Genomic DNA, 23,805 nt, shown 5'->3' with positions numbered 1-23,805 from the left:
TGTCGGTGTTGGTGTAGGTGTCGGTGTCGGTGTCGGTGTCGGTGTCGGTGTCGGTGTCGGTGTCGGTGTCGGTGTCGAATCATTATCATCAGATCCGCAACCACTTAGAGCTATAAAAATCAAAGCAATGCTGCTTCCTTTTAGTATGTTATTCATCACATGAACCCTTTTTTTATTAAAAATGTGAAAATTTAACATTTTTAAAATAGATCAATTATAATGCAGTTGTAAAGATCAAATTTGAAAAAAGGTTCAACATGGCAGCTTATAATCAAATTGAAATATTCGAACAAAGCCAAAAATGGTTTGACCAGTTGCCATTAGAGTGGAAAAACTGGCTTGAAGAAAACTTAGAAAAAGGGTGTGGAGTTGAACAATTAGTCGATGTATTAAAAGCAAATGGATTTGAACCAAAGTTTGAAATGAATGATTTGAAATTTCAGACTTTATTGGATCATGATCAAGAGTGGATAATTGAACAAGTTTTAAATGACGTAACGTCTTCGGAAATTATAAAAATATTAATAGAGCAGGGGCATGATGGTTTAAAAGTAAAAGAATATTTAAATAATTTAGAAAATAATAAGTTATATAAAATTTTGAAGAAAAAGCATCATCAGCTTAAAAAACGTGAATGGTTAATAGAAACTGTAGATCTATTGGCACAGCTAAACTCTGACTATAGTAAAAAAATTCCTTCTATTACTGCTCCAAATTTTTCTGATTTTGTGAAGGGTTACTATAGTCAACATCGCCCTGTGATTTTAAAAAAAGGAATAGAACATTGGCCAGCTTTGCACAAATGGTCTCCGCAATATTTTGCTTCTAAATTTGGTCATCATTTAGTTGAAGTTCAGATGAATAGAAATTTAGATGAACAGTTTGAAAGACATTCTCCATCATTAAAGCAGAAAATGAAGATGTCAGAGTTTGTATCAAAAGTTATGTCAGTTGATGCTAGTAACGATTTTTATATGACTGCAAATAATGCATCAAATAGTCATCACATGCTTCAAGAATTATTTTCAGATATAGATGATTTTGCAGATGGTTACTGTGATTTGGCTTTAAAGGATGACCGTAGTTTTTTATGGTTTGGACCTAAAGGAACATTTACGCCCTTACATCATGATTTAACGAATAATATGTTAGTTCAAATTTATGGAAGCAAAAAAGTAACTTTAATTCCTGCATTGCAAGTTCCTCATCTATATAACGATCATTGGGTATTTAGTGAATTGAGTAATACAAATAAAATTGATTTAAAAAAATATCCTTTAGCAAAATCAATTACTCCTGTTGAATGTATTTTGAATGCTGGGGACGCTCTATTCATCCCGATTGGTTGGTGGCATAGCGTAGAAAGTTTGGATGTCTCAATTAGTATTTCTTTTACCCATTTTAATGCACCAAATCATTATATTGATCGGTTTCCCAAAGAGTTCTAAGAATGAAAATTGCATCTTAAACCGTTCAGTGTGACAATTGCTCGGCCCATACTGTTTTTCAAATATGAAGGAAAATTGTTACTCTATGACCACACTCCAAACGAACAATGCAGAACTTAATCAGAAGCAGGTATTAATGTTAATGGAATACCTGACTCAATGGTTAATTCGTTCGGGAGTTGGATATAACGACTTTGTAACTGCTTTAAAACCTGTTTTTTATCAACAGGCTTTAAGTGAGCTAGAGCGTATAGAGCAAAAGCCAACTGATTCAGCGGTCAGTTTACTTTCAGGGTTACATCGCAAAGATGTGAATGCATTTAAAAAGGCAATGCAGGCTGGTCAGCCTTTAACAGAGGCAAAAGTAGCAGAGCCAGTAAGTGTTCCTGCTCGGGTGATTGGTTTGTGGCTTGCAGAGGGATTGGCAGAAAAAATTCCATTTGTGAGTAATGATCAGATTAGTTTTGAAAATTTAGTAAAGAAAGTTTCAACTGAAAAGCATCCAAGATCTATTTTGAATGAACTCGAACGCCTAAATATTGTGAAAGAAGAAGATGGCCTTGTGGTGTTACAGCAGCGTAGTTTTATGCCTGATGTTGAGCAATTCGAGGTTCGAAAATTATTAACGAGTAATTTAGAAGCACATTTAGCTGCTGGAGTTCATAATTTATTTCAGCCAGAAAAAGAACCCTATTTAGAACAAGCAATTTTTGCTGATGAACTAACAGATGAATCGATTACTTTACTCAAAGAAGCAAGTTTGCGCTTATGGGAAGATTTATCACTACAAGTACTTAAATTAGCTATTGAACGTTGTGCACTAGATGAAGGAAAAGAGGGTGCAACTAAAACTTTCCGTTTCGGAGCTTATCAATATGACGAAAACAACCTATAAAAAATTAATAATATCCATGAGCTTCATTTTGACAAGTGGTCTTTTAACCGCTTGTGGAGAGGATTTATTCGCAGGTGGTGCAAGTTTAGGTGGATCAGGATATCCGACTAAACCTGGTAAACCGGGTGATTTTGAAACACCGGCCGATGGAGAGAAAGGCGACTCAAAAGATAATGAAATTTGGTTGCCTGCACCCGTTGAAGATAACTGTAATGGCTTACATCGCAAACTACAGTTTCTCAATAATCTAACGCGTGAACCCATAGAAAAAGAAACTGTTTTTAAATATGCACAGCAGTTAACTCTAAACGGTACTCTGGCTTTGCAAATTACTCAAACTAATAAGGGATTAGAGAAAATACAAGAAAAACAACCTGCATGTTATGTACCTTTAGAACTCTATTTACTTGGAAACATGAAGCGCTCTTATCCAGAAAATGAGTGTAAAGAGAGTCAAACTTACGACTATCAGCCATCTGAAACTAAAACTTTTATTGTCAATTATCCAGCATTTGAAATCATGAATGGTACTTGGAAATATGGCGTAGAAAGCACTTATTTGAAGAATGATCAAGAGTTAAAGCACTGTGAGCCTTTAACTATTCAATTCAAAATAAATGCGCCACCTGAACCGATTAAAATTAATTAAGTTGAATCACTCCTAAGCTAAGAACAAAGTCTAATCGATAAGGTTCAATAAAATTTTAAAGGAATTACGAGTTAAGCCTGTTCTAGTACTTTTTCATCATAAGTCATTTGAGCTGCTAAAACTTGCTCAATATTGGTTTCGGCCCATTCCTTTAATTGGAATGCCATTGAAGCCACATTTTGTCCTAAAGGGGTAAGTGAGTAATCTACACGAATAGGAGAAGTATTCTGGATTTTACGTTCGATAAATCCATCTCTTTCTAACATTTTCAACTTTTGTGATAAGACTTTAGGTGAGATTCCTTGTATATTTTTTTTAAGTAAATTGAAGTGCTGAGTTTCTTCTTCAAGAACATTTAAAATTAATAAAACCCACTTATCTGCAATTTTTTCAAAAAATAAACGAGCAGGGCAATGTTGTTGAAAAACATTATATTTTAAACACTCATTCATACTATTTACCTGCTAATTTCTAAAAAAATTATACTAGTTACCGATTAGTAACTAATTGACACCTAGTTTCTAAAATATATCATAAAGTGGAATTTAATAAAACAAAGGTTTGCTCCCATGTCTAAATCTAATATCGCAGTTGTATATTTCTCTGGTTATGGCCACACTAAAGTCGTGGCTGAAACGTTTGCAAACGAAATTAATGCTCAGCTCATCCAGATTGATCAGGAAGGTAATATTACTGATCAAGATTGGCAGACATTAAATGATGCGAAGGGGATTGTTTTTGGTGCTCCGACTTATATGGGTACAGCACCATGGCAGTTTAAAAAGTTTGCTGATGCAACTTCAAAAGTTTGGTTTACACGTGGTTGGCAAGATAAAGTATTTGCAGGCTTCACAAACAGCGCGAGCTTAAATGGGGATAAGCAGGTTACTCTTATTCAATTACAGACTTTAGCATCGCAACATGGCGGAATTTGGGTGAGCCTTGGTTTATTACCAGCGAATACAAAAGATGCAACACGTGAAGATGTAAATAACTTAGGTGGTTCAGTTGGACTTTTAGTTCAATCGCCTTCTGATGCAAGTGTAGAGGAAGTTCCTACTGGAGACCTTGAAACAGCGAAACTCTACGCTAAACGCGTACAAGATATTGTGAACAAAATTTTTGGCTAATTTGACCATAAAAAAGGCGCTTTAAGCGCCTTTTTTATTATTCATGTTCATTATGTTGAGGTGCCTGATATTTAAACCCTTTAGTTTTATAACCTAGGTATAAAATACCGAACATTGCCCACCATAAGCCATATTTTAAGGCTGTCTCTTCAATCTCAAGCCATAGGGCGAAGATACTGAAGAAACCAAGGAGTGGAATAATCACAAAGTTAAAAATATCTTTGAAATTCTTTGTGCGGCCATCACGTAAAGCATAGCGTGAAATCACTGATAAATTAACAAATGTGAATGCTGTTAACGCACCAAAACTAATCATTGAAATAACAATATCTAAGCTCATGAAGCCTGCTGATAATGCTACGATACCTACAATAATAATATTATATGAAGGTGTATAGTTCTTTGGACTAACATGACCAAAGATTTTTTTATTGATGACACCATCACGTCCCATTGCATACATCAAGCGCGATACACCTGCATGAGCTGAAATACCAGATGCCATGACAGTAATAATTGCAAAAGCAAGAACGTAGGACTGAAATAATGATCCGCCTACAAGTAATAAAATGTCTGGCTGTGTTGCTGCAACATCTTCAAAGTAGTTTTTAGGATCATTAGGGAAGTAAATTTGCATGAAGTAAGTACTGATGACAAAAATTACTCCAGCGATAAGTGCTGTTAAAAAAATCGCCTTAGGTAATGTTTTTTCAGTATCTTTAGTTTCTTCTGCTAAAGAACTTAAAGAATCAAATCCGGTAAACGAGAAGCAAAGTAATGTTGCACCAGTGACCAATGCCCCTACTGAGGTCAACTCATTCCAAAAAGGCTCTAAACTCCATAACTGATAACGGGTTGCTGCTGTAATAGGGCCTTCTGCATTATAGCCCATTTGTAATTTGCTATAGACCAGATAAGTAAATATACCGATCACGAGTAACTGTACAAATACAATGAGGCTATTAAAATTGGCAACAAAACGTGCACCGCGTAAGTTGATACCAGTCATGAAAGCGGTTAATACAATTACCCATACCCAATGATTGACTGTAGGGAATAATGCATCAAGATAAATGCCAGCCAAAATAATATTGACCATTGGTGAAAGCAAATAATCTAACCAAGATGACCAACCCACCATAAAACCAACATTAGGGTGAATTGATTTTTGTGCATAGGTATAAGCTGAACCTGAAGATGGATAGCGCTTAATCATATGTCCATAACTAATCGATGTTAGCAAAATGGCAATTAATGCAAAAATATACGAAGTCGGAACATGGTAATGACTTTCTTCGGAAACTAAACCGAATGTGTCAAATAATGTCATTGGCTGAATATAGGCTAAACCAATAATAATAATATGCCAAAGACCTAGCGTTTTTTGTAGCTTAACTACAGACGGAGTCCCAGAGATAGTTGTCAACGGCGTTATCCTCATAATCGTTGATCAAGGATCAGCTTGGTGTTAAGGATCGTTTGAGACGAACGATCCCCCCTACAGAAAAAGATAAAGTGCGCCAATCTATCCTAAATTGATGCAAATTGTCAGTACTTTCATCGATTTTTTAGCAAATTTTTTGCCATATTTACAAATAAAATAATGAGTAAAAATTTATAGCTGTAAAAAAGATCCTGATTTTTTATATAAATCAGGATCTTACATAGATATTTGTAATTTAACTTATTGTATTACCATGCCTTTTGTAAGATCTCTCGAATATCTTTTAGGCTTGCTTCTTTAGGGTTGTAAATAATTGAGCCATCATTTAGTGCTTTTTCTGCAACTTCATCGAGCTGTGCTTCAGTTACTTTACCAGTTTCACGTAAAGTACGTGGTAACTTGGTTAAAGTAAATAAACGATCACGCATTGCCAAAATTGTTGCAATTGCTCGGTCTGCACGTTGAGTTGCTGGAGTTTGTGCATAGATATCAGCACCAGCTAATGGCAATAGTAATTCACCAATTTTTTGGCCATTTACCTGCTTATTATATTCAAGTACATACGGTAAGAATAAATTCATACATAAACCATGAGGCAGGTGAGCAACAGCACCTAAAGCATGACCTAAAGAATGTACAAGGCCTACCATTGAGTTAGAGAACGCAATACCTGCCATTGTAGAGGCTTGTGCTAGTTCTAATCGACCTTGGGAGTCGTTTGGATTTTCTAAAACATTAAATAGATTTTCACTAATCTTTTTAATTCCAGCACTTGCATAAGCATCGCTAAGTGGGTTAGCAGCCATACATGTATATGCTTCAACACAATGTGTTAAGGCATCCATACCTGTCATTGCAGTTAAATGAGGTGGCAGTGTAAGTGTCATGCGTGGATCTAAAATCGCTGCATGTGGCATTAAGTAATAAGAGGCAAATGCCAATTTAACATTCTTTTGCGTATCTGAAACCACGGCAACCATCGTCACTTCAGATCCCGTACCTGATGTAGTTGGGATTACGAAAAATGGTTTTAATGGTTTTGGTAAGTTGTGTGCACCAGAATACTGAAGTAAGTCATCTCCGCCTTCAGACACTAAAATGTTAGTTGCTTTTGAGGTATCAATAACTGAACCACCACCTACCGCAATAATCGCGTCACATTTATTCGTGCGATAAGCTTCTGCGGCAAGACGAACGACTTCTAAACTTGAGTCTGGTGGAACATCATCAAACACATGACCAATGACAGCATCGGTCGTACTGAATGCAGCTTCAATCGGGTTGAGTAAGCCATTTGCGCGCACACCTTTATCTGTAATGATAAGAGGGCGTTTTGCGCCTAAAGTCGCAAGTTCAAACGGAATATGTTCTAACGCAGCATTACCAGCAATGACTTTTACAGGACAAAAGAATTCGTAATATGGTTTAGCCATGTTATGCGCTCCGCTTGAAATAGGACTTAGCTACTTTTAAGTAAATATTTGCAGCTTCGTTGAATTTTTCTTTTAGGGTGAGTTCGGTTGGGTATTCTTTGACTGCAAGAGACGCAACCAATTTAGGTAAAATAAGAGATTCCATTTTATTTAGACAGCGTACTAGGCGAATGGCAGCAGATACATCACCATCAGCAATCATTCGGTCATTCGCAAATGCTTGAGCAGTACTTTCTTGAAAAGAAAATACTAAAAATGCATGAGTTACATGTTTGAATGTAATAGTTAAGTCTGGCTTTCTTTCAGCTCTTTTGAGTAGCTCTAACTGTTTGTCTTCTGTGACTCGAGCAAAAAATGCTGGTCCATTTGGGAAAACATTCATTGAAAGTACAAAGTGAACAGGAAATTTAGATACTTCCTCTTGTATTTCAGTGTCCACTTGACTTGCCATGACTAAGCCACGACCAACAACATCCATCATGAGCTTAACGTAGGCAAGTTGCAGAGTAGGCTTTACAGCTTTTGTCGAAATCACTCGCGTATCCCTTGTTAAAATTATGCAAAAGCAAATTTAGAGTAATTACTCTAATCTATTTTTATTTCATCGCAAAGCGATTTATTCAGTTTTGACTTCTGGGTCATTAAAGTACCCAGTGTTCTTAATATACTCAATAAAGTCTTGGCAAAGTTGAGTGAATGATGGATAAGGAGTCACCAAATCTTGTATACGCACCATTTCTAAACCTGCGTAGCCACAAGGATTGATCGTCTGGAACCCTTCTAAGGCACAGTCCAAGTTTAATGCTAATCCATGATAACTACGGCCACGACGAATTTTAAAGCCTAGGGAACCAATCTTACGACCATCCACATAAACTCCTGGTGCATCTGGCTTTGCATACGCTTCAATTCCGTATTTTTTTAAAACATCTATCATGAATTGTTCAGCAAAACTGACCAATGTGCGTACGTTCCACTTTAGACGATTAAGATCAAACATGAAGTAAGCCACAAGTTGACCGGGTCCATGCCAAGTCACTTGTCCACCACGGTCAGTTTGTACTACTGGAATATCTGATGAAATTAGGATGTGTTCAGGTTTACCAGCTTGACCTTGAGTTAAAACATTATGATGTTGAAGTAACCATAACTCATCGGGCGTATCTTGATCTCGCTCATTTGTTAAGAGTTTCATGGTTTCAAATTTGCTTTGATAATCTTGTAAATCGTTCCATTGCCGAATGATTAAGTTAGGTTTATCAAGGCTCATCACAATATCTTCCTATAATTAGTTTATGCGGCACCCAGATCATATCTACTAGATAAAAGCCGAAAACCCTGTAATTTTAAAGGATTTTATAAAAGGAATTCTAAATATTTGTAAGGTTTTTCGTGGTCGTTAGGTTGTAAAATTTCCAAAAAAATACCACAGTAAGAATGCCTGACTGTGGTATTTATTGAAGAACTTAAAATTAAAGCGCAGTTCTAATCTGCGGACAAGCAGCCAAGTCAGCATAAAGTGCATGAACTTGTTCCAATTCTTCAAAGCGCAATTGTGCTGTTAAAGAATGATACTTGCCGGTGCGAGATTCTTGAACTTTTAATGTTGAGTGGTCGAAGTCTGGAAAATGCTTTACCAAAATATCGACTACAGCAACACGTAATTCTTCACCCGCATCGCCAATAAGTTTAATTGGATAATCCATCGGAAATACCCAAAGATGTTCTTGTAGTTCGCGAGATGGAGTGCGGTCTAACATAAGTTACCTCATGATTTGAAACGCCTGCATTATCGCAGGCGTTTATAGCTCTTTCTATTAAATGGGGCTTGGTTTTGAAATTTCAAGCTTTCAAAACTTAGTCATTTTCCAAGAAAGAACGTAAGTGTTCAGAACGAGAAGGGTGACGTAATTTACGCAATGCTTTCGCTTCAATCTGACGGATACGTTCACGTGTTACATCAAATTGTTTACCTACTTCTTCAAGTGTGTGATCGGTTGGCATATCAATACCAAAACGCATCTTCAATACTTTTGCTTCACGTTCAGTTAAGTTTTCCAATACTTCACGAGTTGCTTCTTTTAAGCCTTCTGAAGTCGCAGCATCAATTGGAGAAGTGATGTTTTGATCTTCAATGAAATCCCCAAGATGTGAATCTTCATCATCACCAATAGGTGTTTCCATTGAGATAGGCTCTTTAGCAATTTTAAGTACTTTACGAACCTTAACTTCGTCCATTTCTAAACGTTCACCTAATTCTTCAGGTGTTGGTTCACGCCCCATTTCTTGTAACAATTGACGAGATACACGGTTGATCTTGTTAATCGTTTCAATCATGTGTACTGGAATACGAATCGTACGAGCCTGATCGGCAATCGAACGGGTAATCGCCTGACGAATCCACCAAGTTGCATAAGTCGAGAATTTATAACCACGACGGTATTCAAACTTGTCTACAGCTTTCATCAAACCAATGTTCCCTTCTTGAATCAAGTCAAGGAACTGTAAACCACGGTTAGTATATTTCTTCGCAATCGAAATTACCAAACGGAGGTTGGCTTCTACCATTTCTTTCTTAGCACGACGTGCTTTCGCTTCGCCAATTGCCATACGTTTAGAGATATCTTTAATCTCAGCAACGCTTAAACTAAGCTCTTTCTCAATATCTGCAATCTTTTGCTGGAATGCTAAAACATCTGGACGAACTTTTTCTAAATGCGCCTTAATTTCAGCAGGTGCTTTAGCAATTTGTTCATCTAACCAAGCTGGATTAGATTCTTGTTTAGGGAAAGATGTACGGAATTGAGTACGGTCCATACGGCCACGACGTACTGCATAACGCATGATTTCACGTTCATTGGCACGAATTTGCTCATGTGTACCGCGAATCATTTCAGAGATGATGTCAAATAAACGTGGTGTAAATTTAAACATCATGAACACAGTAGCTAAAGCTTCTAAAGCTTCTTCAGCCTCTGGACTGTTACGACCATGCTTTTCAACAACAGCTTTTGTTTTAGCCCAAGCAGCTTCAAGTTCAGTAAAACGAACTTTTGCAACTTCTGGGTCTGGTCCTGAATCGCCTTCAGAGTCATCATCACCTTCAGACTCTTCTTCTTCATCGTCATCATCAAGCTTAACTTCTTTGGTTGATTTTGAAGATGATTCGTCCTCTTCCTCAAGCTCTTCAACTTCTTCTAAAACTTCAGGGATATCTTCATCGGTTTCAGGATCGAGGTAGCCAGATAAAATATCTGCAAGACGGCGTTCGCCAGTTAAAAAATCATTATATTCTTTTAATACAACTTCAACAGCATTTGGCCAGTAAGCGATTGAATTAAGGACATCACGGATACCTTCTTCAATACGTTTGGCAATGCTGATTTCACCTTCACGGGTTAACAGCTCAACTGTACCCATTTCACGCATGTACATACGTACAGGGTCTGTCGTACGTCCAGGCTCATTTTCAACCGATGCAAGTACGGCAGCAGCTTCTTCTTCAGCAACCTCATCAGTTGCGTCAGCCGACTCACCGAACATGGTATCGTCAGATTCAGGTGCACGCTCGTGTACAGGAATACCAACGTCTTGAAGCATTTGGATGATGTCTTCAATCTGTTCGCTTTCAGTAATCGAGTCCGGCAGATGATCGTTAACCTCAGCGTAAGTTAAGTAACCTTGTTCTTTGCCTCGGCTAATCAGAGCCGCTACTTGAGAAGTAGGGGAATGCATATCGCTCATCTTTGCTTACTCTTTGTTGAATCTGTGGCAGTGAAAAACCGTGCATGATAGCACAATTTGCTTGAAATGTTTTGGCTTTGATCAGTAACCGTTAAATAAAAAATATCTTTGAATTCACGTCTGTTTTTTGAATATTGGGCTAAAATCATTTTTTTCAAGCTTAAATCATCGAAAAGATCATAGAATTTTTTTTTGATCAAAAAAATAGTTCAGCTTTATAAATACACAATTTTTTGGGTGAAAAAAAGCACAAATATGCAGTTTAATGAAAAAAAAATAAATAAAACTTGACACAGTTAAATAAGAAAGATAAATAGCGGCTAGACCCATTCACATTTTTTCATTAGAGGTAGTTTTAGTGTCTTCTACAGATTTTGAACTAGATGATAACTACGGTGATGATGATGATGTCGGTTTTGATGAGTCATCAGGCAAAATCACTGCGAAAGAATCATTAGAAAAACGTAGATTAATTGATGATCTATTAGCCCAACGCCGTTTAGAGCGTGAGTTAAAAGATTTTGATTATGATTTAGACGATGATGATCTTGATGATGAAGACTAATCAAATCTGAATAGGGCATCGTCAGCTTAGATGCTATGCTATCGTAGATTTCTTTTTTATAGTCAGGTAACACAATGAGTGCGTTAGATTTAGACCAATTAAGTGAATATCTAGATGGAGACCACAATGAGTATGGTCTGGATTTCGCTGCAACTCATGGTTTTCTGTGTGCAATTGCAGTAGGCCCTCAGTTTGATCGTTGGTTAGATGAATTATTTGATAATAATCATAAAAAAGTTCCTGCCGAAATTATTCAGCAGATCAAAGCGTGGTTAGAGTCAATTCGACAAGACTTAGCAAATGAAAATGGAATTGAATTTCCGTTTGAAATTGAAGAAGCCGATGTTGAGTCTAGCTTAGGCGATTGGAGTGTTGGATTTGTTGATGCAATGTTCTTAAATGAAGATGCATGGTTTGCACCTGAATATGAAGAACAATTAATTGATTTAACTTTACCAATGATGGTATTTAGTGGAATTGATGAAGAAGATCCACAGATGGAATCTTTCCGTCGTAATGGACAGTTAATGGATGAACTGGCAGAAGAAATCCCAGATAATTTGAATGAATTATACTTGATGTATCATACGCCAAATTAATTTATTAGAAGAAATAATAAATAACGTCCTTTCTAGGGCGTTTTTTATTGTAAAAAATTAATTTGTACAAATAAAAAGGGCAGTTAGAAATCTAAATGCCCTTTAAAAACTATAGTATGGTTTTATAGGCGTTTACGTTTTGCAGCAGCAATTTGTGATTGGCGCATACGGAAACCAGCTTTTTGCTTTTCGGTGGTCTTGTCGATGCAATAAACGCAAGAAACACCATGTTCGTAACTTGGTAGAGCAGACTCTTCAGGTGTTAAAGGCCAACCGCAAGCATGACATTTAATATTCACGCCTTCCTCTACACCATGAGTTACAGCAGTGCGTCCGTCAAATACGAAACATTCGCCTTCCCATAAGCTTTCATCAGCAGGGGTTTCTTCTAAGTACTTAAGAATACCGCCTTTAAGATGATAAACCTCTTTAAATCCTTCTTGAAGAAGTAAAGAAGTTGATTTTTCACAGCGAATACCACCAGTACAGAACATCGCAATTTTTTTGTCTTTATGTTGCTCTAACTCTTTCTTAACGTATTCTGGAAACTCACGGAATGTTTCTGTTTTAGGGTCAATTGCACCCTTAAATGTACCCGCTTTATATTCGTAATCATTACGTGTGTCGATTAAAATTACATCATCACGTGCGATTAAATCATTCCATTCTTTAGGGTCAAGATAGTGACCGACTAAGTCACGAGGTTTAACCTCAACACCTAAAGTCACAATTTCTTCTTTAAGTTTAATTTTCATTTTGCGGAAAGGTTTGTCAGAACTATGGGATTCTTTGTATTCCATAGCACCAAAGCCTTCATTGAGCAAAAAATGATGTAGTGTATCAATTGCTAAGCGATCACCAGCAACAGTACCATTAATTCCTTCACCTGCTACAATCAGAGTTCCACAAAGGTTAATTGTTTTCACTAAGTCTAATAAACGTTGTTGAAGATCGGCAGGATCTTGAACTTCTTTAAATTGATATAGTGCTGCAACAACCCAACCTGCGGTCGCTTGCTGTTCTACAGGTGCAAGCTGTTCTACAGTAGCGTTCATGGAAAACTCCAAATGTATTAAGATAGAAATTTAAGGCGCATATTTTAGCGCGAAAATTAGTAATAAGCGAGAAAACCATAAAAAGTATATGGTTTATTTAAGGAGTTTGTTTTGAGTAATGATCATCGAACGCTCTCTCTCACCCCATGTGCAGGGCGTTGTTCAACAGTTTTTGGTGATCAGGTTTGTCGTGGTTGTCGCCGTTTTAACCACGAGGTGATTCAATGGAACACTTATACGGCAGAGCAGCGTTTGGCTGTATGGAAGCGTTTAGATGATCAATTGAATCAAATCTTAGTACCGATGTTGCCTCATGCAGACTTACAGCATGTTGAGGGCTTTATTTTAAGTAAGCGTGTTCGTTTGATGGAAGGGGCGAGCCAGGGGCGTAAGCTTTACCATGCCTTAAAAATATGTGAAAAGAATAAACATCTAGCACACGAGAGTGGTTTGGGTATTTCGGAGTCTCAAGTCAAAACCATATGGGTTGAGTTTGAACGACGTGTTTTAGCTTTGGCTAAAGCGAGCTATGAGTTGGCTTGGTTAAGAGCAGATGGAATTAGCCATCACTTGTTAACTATGTATGAAGAAGAATAAGTCTAGAGTAGAAAGAGACATAAATAAAAAAGCTGCCAGAAGGCAGCTTTTTTTCATTAATTTTCTTTCGAATATTAACGTTTGATGTCGCGTTGAGTTTCACCAGTATAAAGCTGACGAGGACGACCGATTTTGTAAGGGCCGCTGTGCATTTCTAACCAGTGGCTGATCCAACCAACTGTACGAGCAAGAGCGAAGATTACAGTAAACATTTCTGTTGGGATACCAATCGCTTTAAGGATGATACCTGAGTAGAAGTCTACGTTAGGGTAAAGTTTACGCTCAACGAAGTACGGGTCGTTCAATGCGATACGCTCAAGTTCCATAGCAAGTGCTAATTGAGGATCGTTGATACCTAAAGCTTCAAGAACTTCGTCACAAGTTTGCTTCATTACTTTAGCGCGTGGGTCGAAGTTTTTGTAAACGCGGTGACCGAAGCCCATAAGCTTAACTTCTTTGCGTTTAACTTTTTCCATGAATTCTGCAACGTTTTCAACGCTACCGATTTCATCAAGCATCTTAAGAACTGCTTCGTTTGCACCACCGTGAGCAGGGCCCCAAAGTGCAGAGATACCAGCAGAGATACATGCATACGGGTTTGCACCAGTAGAACCAGCAAGACGTACTGTAGATGTAGAAGCATTTTGTTCATGGTCAGCATGAAGCGTGAAGATACGATCCATTGCGCGAGCAAGAACAGGATTAACTTTGTAATCTCGGTCAGCAGGAGTAGCAAACATCATGTGTAAGAAGTTTTCCGCATAACTTAAATCGTTACGTGGATAGATGAATGGTTGACCTACTGTGTATTTGTAACTCCAAGCAGCAAGTGTTGGAATTTTTGCAATTAAGCGAATTGCAGTGATTTCACGGTGGTTGATGTCTTCAATATCTAGGTTGTTGTGATAGAACGCAGATAATGCACCTACAACACCAACCATGATTGCCATTGGGTGAGCATCACGACGGAAACCATTGAAGAAACGGCTAACTTGATCGTGAACCATAGTGTGAGCACGTACTTTCGTATCAAACTCAACTTTTTGTTCAGCAGTTGGGAGCTCGCCATTTAATAATAAATAACAAGTTTCAAGGTAGTCTGCTTGAGTTGCTAACTGATCAATTGGGTAGCCGCGGTGTAATAAAATACCTTTGTCACCATCAATGAAAGTAATTTTAGATTCGCATGCGGCTGTCGCCATAAAACCAGGATCGAAAGTAAAATGACCTTCTTTCAGTATGCTGCTGACATCAATTACATCTGGACCTAAAGTGCCACTGTAGATTGGTAATCCAATTTCTTTGCCATCAAGATGTAATACGGCTTTTTTGCCATTTGCTTCAGACATTCAATAGATCTCCTGTCCTGGTGAATGTTGATCTGACTCGAAATCCTAATGTTCTCATGTGCGAATCAGACGGTGTCAAAATTTGCTATAAGATTAGTGAGTACTGAAATTTTGTCAATTATACTTATGGATAAAAAATGACGTTCCCACAGAGAGTTAGTCATCAAGACCCGAGCAAAAAAGTCAGTAAAATCACTGCATCGGGATGGTATAATAAGTCAATTCAACAAGAACGTGCAGAAAAAAAATGAAGGATGAGTACAATTGTAAGCAAATTTATAAATTGCAATTCAAAATAATAAGACGGTAGAAAATGCCAATCCCCTTAAAAAAATCATAAAACTCATGATGTAATTTCAAATTTATACTCAAAAAAAATTGTATTTCTATTTAGTTGTAACAAAGAATATTGTTCTTTTTTTAAGTTTAATTGTATAAAAAATAGCTTATCAGATGAGTTTAAAATCATAAGAACTGTTTTTAATGAAATTCACTTTCGAAAAACTAGTGTAGATCGCTTAATATCTATCTGAAATATAAGTCTGTTCACTTATTTGAAATGTGGCTCACATTGAAAATATAGAGGATTATGATCATTTTTCTATTGATATGAGGAATTTATAACTTTATCTTTAGTCTAAAATCGGCTTATTTAAAAGAAATTTCAGAAAAAATGAAATTAAATAAAAAGTTATTTTAAACAAGGACATGATGTATATAGGTATAGTTTTTTTATTGACCTAATAATGTAATATTGTTTTGAATGATTCTTATTTAATGGTTTTTTGCTGAAATGGCAAAGTGGATTGTTTGTATTTTGATACTTCGCGTTTTATAATTCAGTGTCGTTTATAGGTTAGGCATGAGCTGTGCTTGCCTAACAATGCCAGCTTTCCTTGGAATTAATTCAACAAACTCCGGTCGGAGTTTCTACCTACAGGATGCCCGCTGTGAAAAGCAACAGACCTGTCAATTTGTCCATGGGTCAGGTGTTAGCGGTAAATTTACGCTCACCCGTGGCTATTGCATCAATTTTACACCGTTTATCAGGTGTCATCGTTTTCTTATTAGTACCAGTTCTCTTATGGATTCTAGATAAATCATTATCTTCACCAGAAGGATTTGACTACGTTAAAAATGTCGTTTTTGGAAATATCCTTGTACGTTTTGTTGTTTGGGTATTTGCAGCCGGCTTAATATTCCACTTCATTGCTGGAGTTAAGCACTTACTTGCAGATTTAGGTTTTGCTGAAGAACTGCAAAGTGGTCGTATTGCAGCGACAATTTCATTGATCTTATCTGTGGTAGCCATTATCGCAGCCTTTGTATGGATTATGTTCTAATGAAAAGTGCTACAGGTTTAACTGGTTCAGGTTCTCGTGATTGGTTTATCCAGCGTGTAAGTGCGGTTGTATTAGCAGCTTATACTGTTGTTCTTTTTGGTTGGATTCTCTGCAAAGGTGGATTTGACTATCAACAGTGGGCTGGTTTCATGATGACATTACCAATGAAGATTTTTTCTTTATTGGCAATTTTATCGCTTATCGCACACGCATGGATTGGTATGTGGCAAGTTTTCACTGACTATGTCACTACTCGTCAAATGGGTCCTTCAGCGAAAGGTTTACGCCTTGTACTGACGACGGCTGTCATTATTGCAGTGTTTGTGTACGCAATCTGGGGTATCCAGATTTTCTGGGCGAATTGATAGGAAGATATCATGGGCGCGATAACCCCTAAAGAAGATTATTCAAATATTCAAAACCTCACTTTCGATGCAGTTATCGTTGGTGGTGGTGGTTCTGGTATGCGTGCTTCTTACCAACTTGCTCAAGCAGGTTTGAAAGTTGCAGTACTTACTAAAGTTTTCCCAACACGTTCACATACAGTTGCTGCTCAGGGCGGTATTGGTGCGTCGTTAGGTAACATGCAAGAAGATAACTGGCACTTCCACTTTTACGATACGGTAAAAGGATCTGACTGGTTAGGTGATCAAGACGCAATTGAATTTATGTGTCGTGAAGCACCAAAAGTTGTGTATGAACTTGAACACATGGGTATGCCGTTTGACCGTAACGCTGATGGTACAATTTACCAACGTCCGTTCGGTGGTCACTCTGCGAACTATGGTGATAAACCAGTTCCACGTGCTTGTGCTGCTGCTGACCGTACTGGTCACGCATTATTACACACGCTTTATCAAAGCAACGTGAAAATGGGTACTCAGTTCTTCGTTGAATGGATCGCTCTTGATTTGATCCGTAACGAAGCAGGGGATGTTCTTGGTGTAACAGCGATTGACCAAGAAACTGGTAATATCGCAGTATTCCAAGCAAAAGCAACATTGTTTGCTACTGGTGGTGCTGGTCGTGTTTACCGTGCATCAACAAATGCTTATATCAACACTGGTGACGGTCTTGGTATGGCTGCTCGTGCTGGTATTCCATTACAAGATATGGAATTCTGGCAATTCCACCCTACGGGTGTTGCAGGCGCAGGCGTATTGTTAACTGAAGGTTGTCGTGGTGAAGGTGCGATCCTTCGTAACAAAGACGGCGAACCATTCATGGAACGTTATGCACCAACTTTAAAAGACTTGGCTCCACGTGACTTCGTATCACGTTCTATGGACCAAGAAATTAAAGAAGGTCGTGGTTGTGGTCCAAAAGGTGATTATATCTTACTTGATATGACTCACTTGGGCGCTGACACAATCATGAAGCGTTTACCATCTGTATTTGAGATTGGTAAAAAATTCGCGAACGTTGACATCACTAAAGAACCAATTCCTGTAGTACCAACAATCCATTATCAAATGGGTGGTATTCCTACAAATATGCATGGTCAAGTGTGTTTACCTGAAGCAGGTACAGACAACTACACTAAACCTGTAAAAGGTTTCTATGCAATTGGTGAATGTTCTTGTGTATCAGTGCATGGTGCGAACCGTTTAGGTACTAACTCACTTCTTGACTTGGTTGTATTTGGTAAAGCTGCTGGTGAGCACATTATCGACTACGTAACTAAGCATCATGGTGATGAATATGCGCCACTTCCAACAAATGTATTAGAGCAAACTTTAGATCGCGTACGTAAGTTGGATGAATCAACTTCTGGTGAAAATGCACAAGAAGTTGCTGATGCGATTCGTGATATCGTTCAAGACCACGCTGGTGTGTTCCGTACTCAAGCTTTGCTTGATAAAGGTGTTAAAGAGATTCTTGCTCTTGAACCACGTGTGCGCAACATTCACTTGAAAGATAAATCTAAAGTATTTAACACTGCACGTGTTGAAGCGCTTGAAGTTGAAAACTTATATGAAGTTGCAAAAGCTACATTAATTTCAGCTGCTGCGCGTAAAGAGTGTCGTGGTGCGCATACTGTAGTTGATTATGAATTGCCAGCTGATCACCCAACTTATTCATACGGTCGCCGTGATGATGAGTGGATGAAGCATACTTTATGGTATTCATCAGATAACCGTTTGGAATATAAGCCAGTGCGCTTCAAACCGTTGACTGTTGATGCAATTCCACCAGCACCACGTACATTCTAATCGGGAGTATAAAGATGAGTAGAGGTACTCGTACATTCGAAATCTACCGCTATGATCCTGATAAGGATAAAGCGCCGTACATGCAAACTTTCAAGCTTGAATTGACTGATAAGCACCGTATGTTGCTTGATGCATTACTTGCTTTGAAGGTTCAAGATGAATCATTAACGTTCCGTCGTTCATGCCGTGAAGGTATTTGTGGTTCGGATGGTGTAAACATTAATGGTAAAAATGGTTTGGCTTGTTTATGGAATTTAAACGACCTACCTGAGAAAATTGTAATTCGTCCATTACCAGGTTTGCCGGTTGTTAAAGATTTGGTTGTTGATATGAACCAATTCTATGATCAATATGACAAAATTCAGCCATTCTTGATCAATAACCAACCAGCTCCACCTAAAGAGCGTTTGCAGTCTCCTGAAGAGCGTGAACACTTAAATGGTTTGTATGAATGTATTCTTTGTGCGTGTTGTTCAACTTCATGCCCATCATTCTGGTGGAACCCTGATAAATTCTTGGGTCCTTCAGCATTGTTGAATGCATACCGTTTTATTATCGACTCTCGTGATACTGCTACTGCAGACCGTTTGGCTCGTCTTGACGATCCATTCAGTTTGTTCCGTTGTAAAGGTATTATGAACTGTGTGTCAGTATGTCCTAAGGGTCTAAACCCTACTAAAGCAATCGGTCACATCCGTAACATGCTATTAGATCAAGCGGGTTAATTCTGCACAAATAGAAAACGCGCATCCTTGATGTGCGTTTTTTTTTAATTTTATAATGTAAACTTTAGACTTTGGTCGAAAAGAGCGAGGATTTTATATATTGCACCATATATTAAAAGATAAAATCGCTTATGTATTTCGCCAATTTATAGGTGGTATGTGTCAAAAAAATCAATCGTTGTTTAAGAACATGATACGATTTGCCACAAAGTTATAGGTGAAAAAAGCGTATACTAGTGAAATTAATTTAAGTAGCACGATCTTAGATCTGTGCTTAATTTTTATGGTTAAAGTCATTTTAGAAAAGTTAATTTTAACGTTAATTTTTCTAAAAAGATTTGCAAAAAATTGCTCGGTTTTAATCGAGTATAAGGTGAGTGATGATGCCATTGAGGGCGTTGTGATTCATTAATTACCTATGGAGTTTTCTCTCTAGGTAGTATGACGCCCCATGGTCTTGAAGACCTGTTGGGTAAGTAATGCCTTTTTTACCAATTTGGCATTATGCATCATGGGTGTGCTTAAAAGGCAGCCTGTAATATTTTTTGCAATAGGAAATGGGTCCACAAATGCAAGAAGTTGCTGACGCATTGCGTCTTGACACTGAACTTTCCGCTGATAGTGCAGCGTATATTGAAGAACTTTACGAGCAGTACCTGACTTCCCCAACCTCTGTAGCTGAGGACTGGCGCCAATATTTCGATAAATATCCAAAGGGTGACCAACCACACAGCGCTGTGCGTGAGCAATTCCTATTACTAGGACGTAATGCTAACCGTGTTCAACCTGTTGTACAAAGTACTGTAAGTACTGAGCATGAGCGTCGTCAAATTGGCGTTTTACAACTTATTGCTGCTTATCGTAATCGCGGACATCAAAAAGCTAAATTAGATCCATTAGGTCTTGCTAAGCGTGAAGAGATTCCAGATTTAGATCTTTCAGCTCACGGTTTAACCAAATCAGATTTAGACACTGTATTTAATACCGGCAATCTTGAAATCGGCAAAAGCGAAGCAACGCTTGCTGAAATGATTGAAGCAATGGAAGCAATCTATTGTGGTTCGATCGGTGTTGAATACATGCATATCGTGGACACAAAAGAAAAACGTTGGATTCAACAACGTCTTGAAAGTGCCCGTGGTAAATTCAATTACACAAATGATCAAAAGAAAGGCTTCTTAGAGCGTTTAACTGCTGCTGAAGGTCTTGAAAAATATCTTGGTAATAAATACGTTGGTGCTAAACGCTTTGGTGTTGAAGGCGGCGAATCTTTTATTCCTATGGTAAATGAGATTATTCAGCGTGCTGGTGCTGTAGGTTGTAAAGAAGTTGTTATCGGTATGCCACACCGTGGCCGTTTAAACCTTCTTGTGAATATTATGGGTAAAAACCCTGCGGACTTATTTGGTGAGTTCGAAGGTAAATCAATTCATAAAAAAGGTTCTGGCGACGTTAAATACCACCAAGGTTTCTCAAGTAATGTAATGACTCCAGGTGGCGAAGTTCACTTGGCATTAGCATTTAACCCATCTCACTTGGAAATTGTTGGTCCTGTAGTTGAAGGTTCTGTACGTGCACGTCAAGTACGTCGTAGAGACATTGGCGGTGATGACGTTTTACCAGTTATTGTTCATGGTGATGCGGCATTTGCAGGTCAGGGCGTGAATATGGAAACCTTCCAAATGTCACAAACTCGTGGCTATACGGTTGGTGGTACAGTTCATATTATTGTGAACAACCAAGTAGGTTTCACAACTTCTGATCCTCGTGATGCGCGTTCTACAGAATACTGTACAGACGTTGCTAAAATGATTCAGGCGCCAATTTTCCATGTAAATGGCGATGATCCTGAAGCTGTTATCTTTGCTACTCAATTAGCACATGATTTCCGCCACGAATTCCGTAAAGATGTTGTTATCGATTTGTTCTGTTATCGTCGTCGTGGCCATAACGAAGCAGATGAGCCATCTGGTACACAACCATTGATGTATCAAGTAATTGCGAAGAAAGCGACTACTCGTACACTTTATGCTGATCAACTTGTTCAAGAGAAAGTACTTGATCGTGCTGAAGCAGATCAAATGGTCGAAGATTACCGTTCTGATTTAGAAGCAGGTAATCATGTAGCAAATGCATTGATTCTTGAGCCAAATACCAAAATGTTTGTTGATTGGACTCCATATTTGGGCCATGACTACACAGACGATTGGGATACTTCATTTGACTTAAATCGCTTAAAAGAATTAGGCGAGGGCATGAGCAAACTTCCTGAAGGGTTTGTAATGCAGCGTCAGGTTCAAAAAGTAATTGAAGATCGCGTAAAAATGCAAACTGGTGAAACTCCATTAAACTGGGGTGCAGCAGAAACTTTAGCTTATGCAACTTTATTAGATGAAGATTATCTAGTTCGTATTACTGGTGAAGACGTGGGGCGTGGTACCTTCTCGCACCGTCATGCGAAATTGCATAACCAAGCTGATGGTTCAACTTACATTCCACTTTGTCATGTGAAAGAGAACCAACCACGTTTTGCGATTTACGACTCTCTTTTATCTGAAGAAGCAGTTCTTGCATTCGAATATGGTTACGCAACTACAATTCCTAAGAGCTTGATTATTTGGGAAGCTCAATTTGGTGACTTCGTAAACTGTGCTCAAGTTGTGATTGACCAGTTTATTGCTTCTGGTGAGACTAAGTGGGAACGTGTTTGTGGTTTAACAATGTTGTTACCACACGGTTTTGAAGGTCAAGGCCCAGAACACTCATCAGCTCGTTTAGAACGTTTCTTACAGTTATGTGCTGAAGACAACATGCAAGTGATCACTCCAACGACACCTGCACAGATTTTCCATGCATTACGTCGTCAAGCTGTACGCCCAATTCGTAAGCCATTGATTGTAATGTCACCGAAATCTTTACTTCGTCATAAACTTGCTACTTCTACTTTAGAAGAGCTTGCAAATGGTTCATTCCAAACTGTAATTGACGAAATCGATCAAATTAACAAGTCAGATGTAACTCGTCTTGTACTTTGTGGCGGTAAAGTTTATTACGACTTACTTGAAAAACGTCGTGAACAAAACTTAACTAATGTCGCAATTGTACGTATTGAACAGTTGTATCCATATCCAGAGCAACGTCTTGCGGAAATCTTGGCTGCATATCCAAACGTGAAAGAACTTGTTTGGGCACAAGAAGAGCCGAAGAACCAAGGCGCATGGTTATTTATCGCACCGCGTTTATATGACGATATCTTAAAATCTGGCAAACAAATCCGTATCAGTTTTGCAGGTCGTGAAGCTTCTGCTGCACCAGCTTGTGGCTCACCGTACTTGCATGCAAAACAACAAGCTCAGCTAATTAATGATGCATTGGCAATCGAAGCTGAACAATCAGGAGATTCTCAATAATGGCAACCGAAATTAAAGCACCGGTATTCCCAGAGTCTGTTGCAGATGGAACCATCGCAACTTGGCACAAAAAGGTGGGTGAACCTGTATCACGCGATGAAGTAATCTGTGATATTGAAACCGACAAAGTTGTTTTAGAAGTTGTTGCTCCTGCAGATGGTAGCTTGGTTGCAATCATTAAAGATGAAGGCGATACAGTTCTTTCTGACGAAGTTATTGCTCAATTTGAAGCTGGTGCTGGCGCAGCTGCTGCTCCTGCAGCAGTAGAACAAGCAGTTGCTCAAACTCAAGCTGGTGCAGCTCCTGTTGTTGAACGTACAGAAACTGTATCTGATCAAGCTCCTGCGGTTCGTAAAGCGTTAACTGAATCTGGTATTGCTGCTGCTGACGTACAAGGTACTGGTCGTGGTGGTCGTATCACTAAAGAAGATGTTGCAAACCATCAAGCTAAACCAGCTGCTAACGTTACTCCATTGAGCGTAGCTGTTGGTGAGCGTATTGAAAAACGTGTTCCAATGACTCGTTTACGTAAGCGTGTAGCTGAACGTCTTCTTGCTGCAACTCAAGAAACTGCAATGTTAACTACATTTAACGAAGTTAACATGAAGCCAATCATGGAATTGCGTAAGCAATATAAAGATGCTTTTGAAAAACGCCATGGTGCTCGTTTAGGCTTCATGTCATTCTTCGTTAAAGCAGCAACTGAAGCGCTTAAACGCTACCCAGCTGTAAACGCTTCAATTGATGGCGATGATATCGTTTATCACGGTTACTATGACATCGGTGTTGCAGTATCTTCTGATCGTGGTCTTGTTGTACCAGTATTACGTGATACTGATCGTATGAGCTATGCAGAAGTTGAAGCAGGTATTGCTGCTTATGCTGGTAAAGCACGTGATGGTAAATTATCTATCGAAGAAATGACTGGTGGTACTTTCACAATCACTAATGGTGGTACTTTCGGTTCATTACTTTCAACTCCTATTTTGAACCAACCGCAAACTGGTATCTTGGGTATGCACAAAATCCAAGAGCGTCCTATGGCGGTAAATGGTCAAGTTGAAATCTTGCCAATGATGTATTTAGCACTTTCTTATGACCACCGTATGATCGATGGTAAAGAAGCTGTAGGTTTCTTGGTAGCAATCAAAGAATTGTTAGAAGAACCAGCTAAACTCATCCTTGATCTTTAATTTCTTCGAATAA

Annotated in this window: 24 protein-coding genes and 1 pseudogene; 14 read left to right on the top strand and 11 right to left on the bottom strand. The window is 38.4% G+C overall.

Annotation, left to right across the window (positions count from 1 at the left end):
- Nucleotides 1-156: pseudogene (locus tag KTJ10_RS17110) on the bottom strand (endoglucanase); the annotation flags it as partial.
- A gap of 101 nt (nucleotides 157-257) precedes the next feature.
- Between KTJ10_RS17110 and KTJ10_RS17105 the strand changes: the two are divergent.
- The 3 genes from KTJ10_RS17105 (at nucleotide 258) to KTJ10_RS17095 (ending at nucleotide 2,992) form a co-directional block, all read left to right on the top strand.
- Nucleotides 258-1,448 (top strand): cupin-like domain-containing protein, encoded by a 1,191-nt coding sequence (locus tag KTJ10_RS17105; RefSeq protein ID WP_262442493.1) that lies wholly within the window; start codon nucleotides 258-260, stop codon nucleotides 1,446-1,448.
- Between the two features lie 85 nt (nucleotides 1,449-1,533).
- Nucleotides 1,534-2,343 carry a DUF6502 family protein gene (locus KTJ10_RS17100; protein WP_016806290.1) on the top strand — a complete coding sequence of 270 codons (810 nt, stop codon included), beginning with the start codon at nucleotides 1,534-1,536 and terminating at the stop codon, nucleotides 2,341-2,343.
- A gap of 16 nt (nucleotides 2,344-2,359) precedes the next feature.
- Complete coding sequence (locus tag KTJ10_RS17095) at nucleotides 2,360-2,992, top strand: hypothetical protein (RefSeq protein WP_262442494.1); 633 nt, start codon at nucleotides 2,360-2,362, stop codon at nucleotides 2,990-2,992.
- Nucleotides 2,993-3,063: 71 nt separating this feature from the next.
- Here the strand turns inward: KTJ10_RS17095 and KTJ10_RS17090 are convergent, their stop codons facing one another.
- Nucleotides 3,064-3,444 carry a winged helix-turn-helix transcriptional regulator gene (locus tag KTJ10_RS17090; RefSeq protein ID WP_086265658.1) on the bottom strand — a complete coding sequence of 127 codons (381 nt, stop codon included), beginning with the start codon at nucleotides 3,442-3,444 and terminating at the stop codon, nucleotides 3,064-3,066.
- Between the two features lie 117 nt (nucleotides 3,445-3,561).
- Between KTJ10_RS17090 and KTJ10_RS17085 the strand changes: the two genes are divergently transcribed.
- Complete coding sequence (locus tag KTJ10_RS17085; protein ID WP_262442492.1) at nucleotides 3,562-4,122, top strand: flavodoxin family protein; 561 nt, start codon at nucleotides 3,562-3,564, stop codon at nucleotides 4,120-4,122.
- 37 nt (nucleotides 4,123-4,159) lie between these two features.
- On the opposite strand, the gene KTJ10_RS17080 is transcribed toward KTJ10_RS17085, so the two are convergent.
- The 6 genes from KTJ10_RS17080 to rpoD all read right to left on the bottom strand — a co-directional run bounded on the left by KTJ10_RS17080 (nucleotide 4,160) and on the right by rpoD (nucleotide 10,743).
- On the bottom strand, nucleotides 4,160-5,563 hold the full coding sequence (locus tag KTJ10_RS17080; protein ID WP_057062688.1) for an APC family permease: 1,404 nt from the start codon (nucleotides 5,561-5,563) through the stop codon (nucleotides 4,160-4,162).
- Nucleotides 5,564-5,814: 251 nt separating this feature from the next.
- Nucleotides 5,815-6,999: an iron-containing alcohol dehydrogenase gene (locus KTJ10_RS17075; protein WP_199992913.1), complete on the bottom strand. Its 1,185-nt coding sequence runs from the start codon at nucleotides 6,997-6,999 to the stop codon at nucleotides 5,815-5,817.
- 1 nt (nucleotide 7,000) lies between these two features.
- Nucleotides 7,001-7,534 carry a hypothetical protein gene (locus KTJ10_RS17070; protein WP_005072911.1) on the bottom strand — a complete coding sequence of 178 codons (534 nt, stop codon included), beginning with the start codon at nucleotides 7,532-7,534 and terminating at the stop codon, nucleotides 7,001-7,003.
- An 81-nt stretch (nucleotides 7,535-7,615) separates the two neighbouring features.
- The gene (gene lipB / locus KTJ10_RS17065) at nucleotides 7,616-8,269 is read right to left on the bottom strand and encodes a lipoyl(octanoyl) transferase LipB (RefSeq protein WP_057077040.1); all 654 of its coding nucleotides are present in this window, start codon (nucleotides 8,267-8,269) and stop codon (nucleotides 7,616-7,618) included.
- Nucleotides 8,270-8,471: 202 nt separating this feature from the next.
- Nucleotides 8,472-8,759, bottom strand: coding sequence for a YbeD family protein (locus tag KTJ10_RS17060; RefSeq protein ID WP_002116017.1), 288 nt, complete (start codon nucleotides 8,757-8,759; stop codon nucleotides 8,472-8,474).
- 97 nt (nucleotides 8,760-8,856) lie between these two features.
- Nucleotides 8,857-10,743, bottom strand: coding sequence for an RNA polymerase sigma factor RpoD (rpoD, locus tag KTJ10_RS17055; protein WP_002116414.1), 1,887 nt, complete (start codon nucleotides 10,741-10,743; stop codon nucleotides 8,857-8,859).
- Between the two features lie 358 nt (nucleotides 10,744-11,101).
- On the opposite strand from rpoD, the gene KTJ10_RS17050 reads away from it, so the two are divergent.
- Together KTJ10_RS17050 and KTJ10_RS17045 are read left to right on the top strand one after the other, a co-directional pair.
- Nucleotides 11,102-11,308, top strand: coding sequence for a PA3496 family putative envelope integrity protein (locus tag KTJ10_RS17050; protein WP_002116495.1), 207 nt, complete (start codon nucleotides 11,102-11,104; stop codon nucleotides 11,306-11,308).
- A gap of 74 nt (nucleotides 11,309-11,382) precedes the next feature.
- Entirely contained in the window at nucleotides 11,383-11,907 is a 525-nt protein-coding gene (locus tag KTJ10_RS17045) for a YecA family protein (RefSeq protein ID WP_002116105.1), read from the top strand.
- A gap of 122 nt (nucleotides 11,908-12,029) precedes the next feature.
- On the opposite strand, the gene KTJ10_RS17040 is transcribed toward KTJ10_RS17045, so the two are convergent.
- The gene (locus KTJ10_RS17040) at nucleotides 12,030-12,962 is read right to left on the bottom strand and encodes a rhodanese-related sulfurtransferase (protein ID WP_086265653.1); all 933 of its coding nucleotides are present in this window, start codon (nucleotides 12,960-12,962) and stop codon (nucleotides 12,030-12,032) included.
- 111 nt (nucleotides 12,963-13,073) lie between these two features.
- Here KTJ10_RS17040 and KTJ10_RS17035 point away from each other — a divergent pair, with 111 nt between their 5' ends.
- A complete protein-coding gene (locus tag KTJ10_RS17035) occupies nucleotides 13,074-13,559 on the top strand; it encodes a DUF1289 domain-containing protein (RefSeq protein ID WP_005064555.1) in 486 nt (161 codons plus the stop codon).
- A 74-nt stretch (nucleotides 13,560-13,633) separates the two neighbouring features.
- On the opposite strand, the gene gltA is transcribed toward KTJ10_RS17035, so the two are convergent.
- Nucleotides 13,634-14,908 carry a citrate synthase gene (gene gltA, locus KTJ10_RS17030; protein WP_002116327.1) on the bottom strand — a complete coding sequence of 425 codons (1,275 nt, stop codon included), beginning with the start codon at nucleotides 14,906-14,908 and terminating at the stop codon, nucleotides 13,634-13,636.
- 343 nt (nucleotides 14,909-15,251) lie between these two features.
- Complete coding sequence (locus KTJ10_RS17025; protein WP_081038229.1) at nucleotides 15,252-15,377, bottom strand: hypothetical protein; 126 nt, start codon at nucleotides 15,375-15,377, stop codon at nucleotides 15,252-15,254.
- 472 nt (nucleotides 15,378-15,849) lie between these two features.
- On the opposite strand from KTJ10_RS17025, the gene sdhC reads away from it, so the two are divergent.
- The 7 genes from sdhC to odhB all read left to right on the top strand — a co-directional run bounded on the left by sdhC (nucleotide 15,850) and on the right by odhB (nucleotide 23,792).
- Nucleotides 15,850-16,251: a succinate dehydrogenase, cytochrome b556 subunit gene (gene sdhC / locus KTJ10_RS17020; protein WP_075384165.1), complete on the top strand. Its 402-nt coding sequence runs from the start codon at nucleotides 15,850-15,852 to the stop codon at nucleotides 16,249-16,251.
- Entirely contained in the window at nucleotides 16,251-16,616 is a 366-nt protein-coding gene (sdhD, locus tag KTJ10_RS17015) for a succinate dehydrogenase, hydrophobic membrane anchor protein (RefSeq protein WP_000833672.1), read from the top strand. The genes sdhC and sdhD overlap by 1 nt, the downstream gene beginning before the upstream one ends.
- 12 nt (nucleotides 16,617-16,628) lie before the next feature.
- Complete coding sequence (sdhA, locus tag KTJ10_RS17010; protein WP_002116225.1) at nucleotides 16,629-18,464, top strand: succinate dehydrogenase flavoprotein subunit; 1,836 nt, start codon at nucleotides 16,629-16,631, stop codon at nucleotides 18,462-18,464.
- A gap of 14 nt (nucleotides 18,465-18,478) precedes the next feature.
- A complete protein-coding gene (locus tag KTJ10_RS17005) occupies nucleotides 18,479-19,189 on the top strand; it encodes a succinate dehydrogenase iron-sulfur subunit (RefSeq protein WP_002116292.1) in 711 nt (236 codons plus the stop codon).
- A 283-nt stretch (nucleotides 19,190-19,472) separates the two neighbouring features.
- Nucleotides 19,473-19,601, top strand: a complete 129-nt coding sequence (locus tag KTJ10_RS17000) for a hypothetical protein (RefSeq protein WP_086265650.1) — start codon at nucleotides 19,473-19,475, stop codon at nucleotides 19,599-19,601.
- A 157-nt stretch (nucleotides 19,602-19,758) separates the two neighbouring features.
- Nucleotides 19,759-22,599, top strand: coding sequence for a 2-oxoglutarate dehydrogenase E1 component (locus KTJ10_RS16990; protein WP_039763331.1), 2,841 nt, complete (start codon nucleotides 19,759-19,761; stop codon nucleotides 22,597-22,599).
- On the top strand, nucleotides 22,599-23,792 hold the full coding sequence (odhB, locus tag KTJ10_RS16985; RefSeq protein WP_016143315.1) for a 2-oxoglutarate dehydrogenase complex dihydrolipoyllysine-residue succinyltransferase: 1,194 nt from the start codon (nucleotides 22,599-22,601) through the stop codon (nucleotides 23,790-23,792). The genes KTJ10_RS16990 and odhB overlap by 1 nt, the downstream gene beginning before the upstream one ends.
- The last annotated feature ends 13 nt before the right edge of the window (nucleotides 23,793-23,805 follow it).

Source organism: Acinetobacter sp. WU_MDCI_Abxc222 (genome assembly GCF_025514755.1).
In the GTDB taxonomy this organism is placed as follows: Bacteria; Pseudomonadota; Gammaproteobacteria; order Pseudomonadales; family Moraxellaceae; genus Acinetobacter; species Acinetobacter geminorum.
The sequence above is the reverse complement of the archived record's forward strand: the minus strand, read 5'-3'. Positions and strand labels throughout refer to the sequence as shown.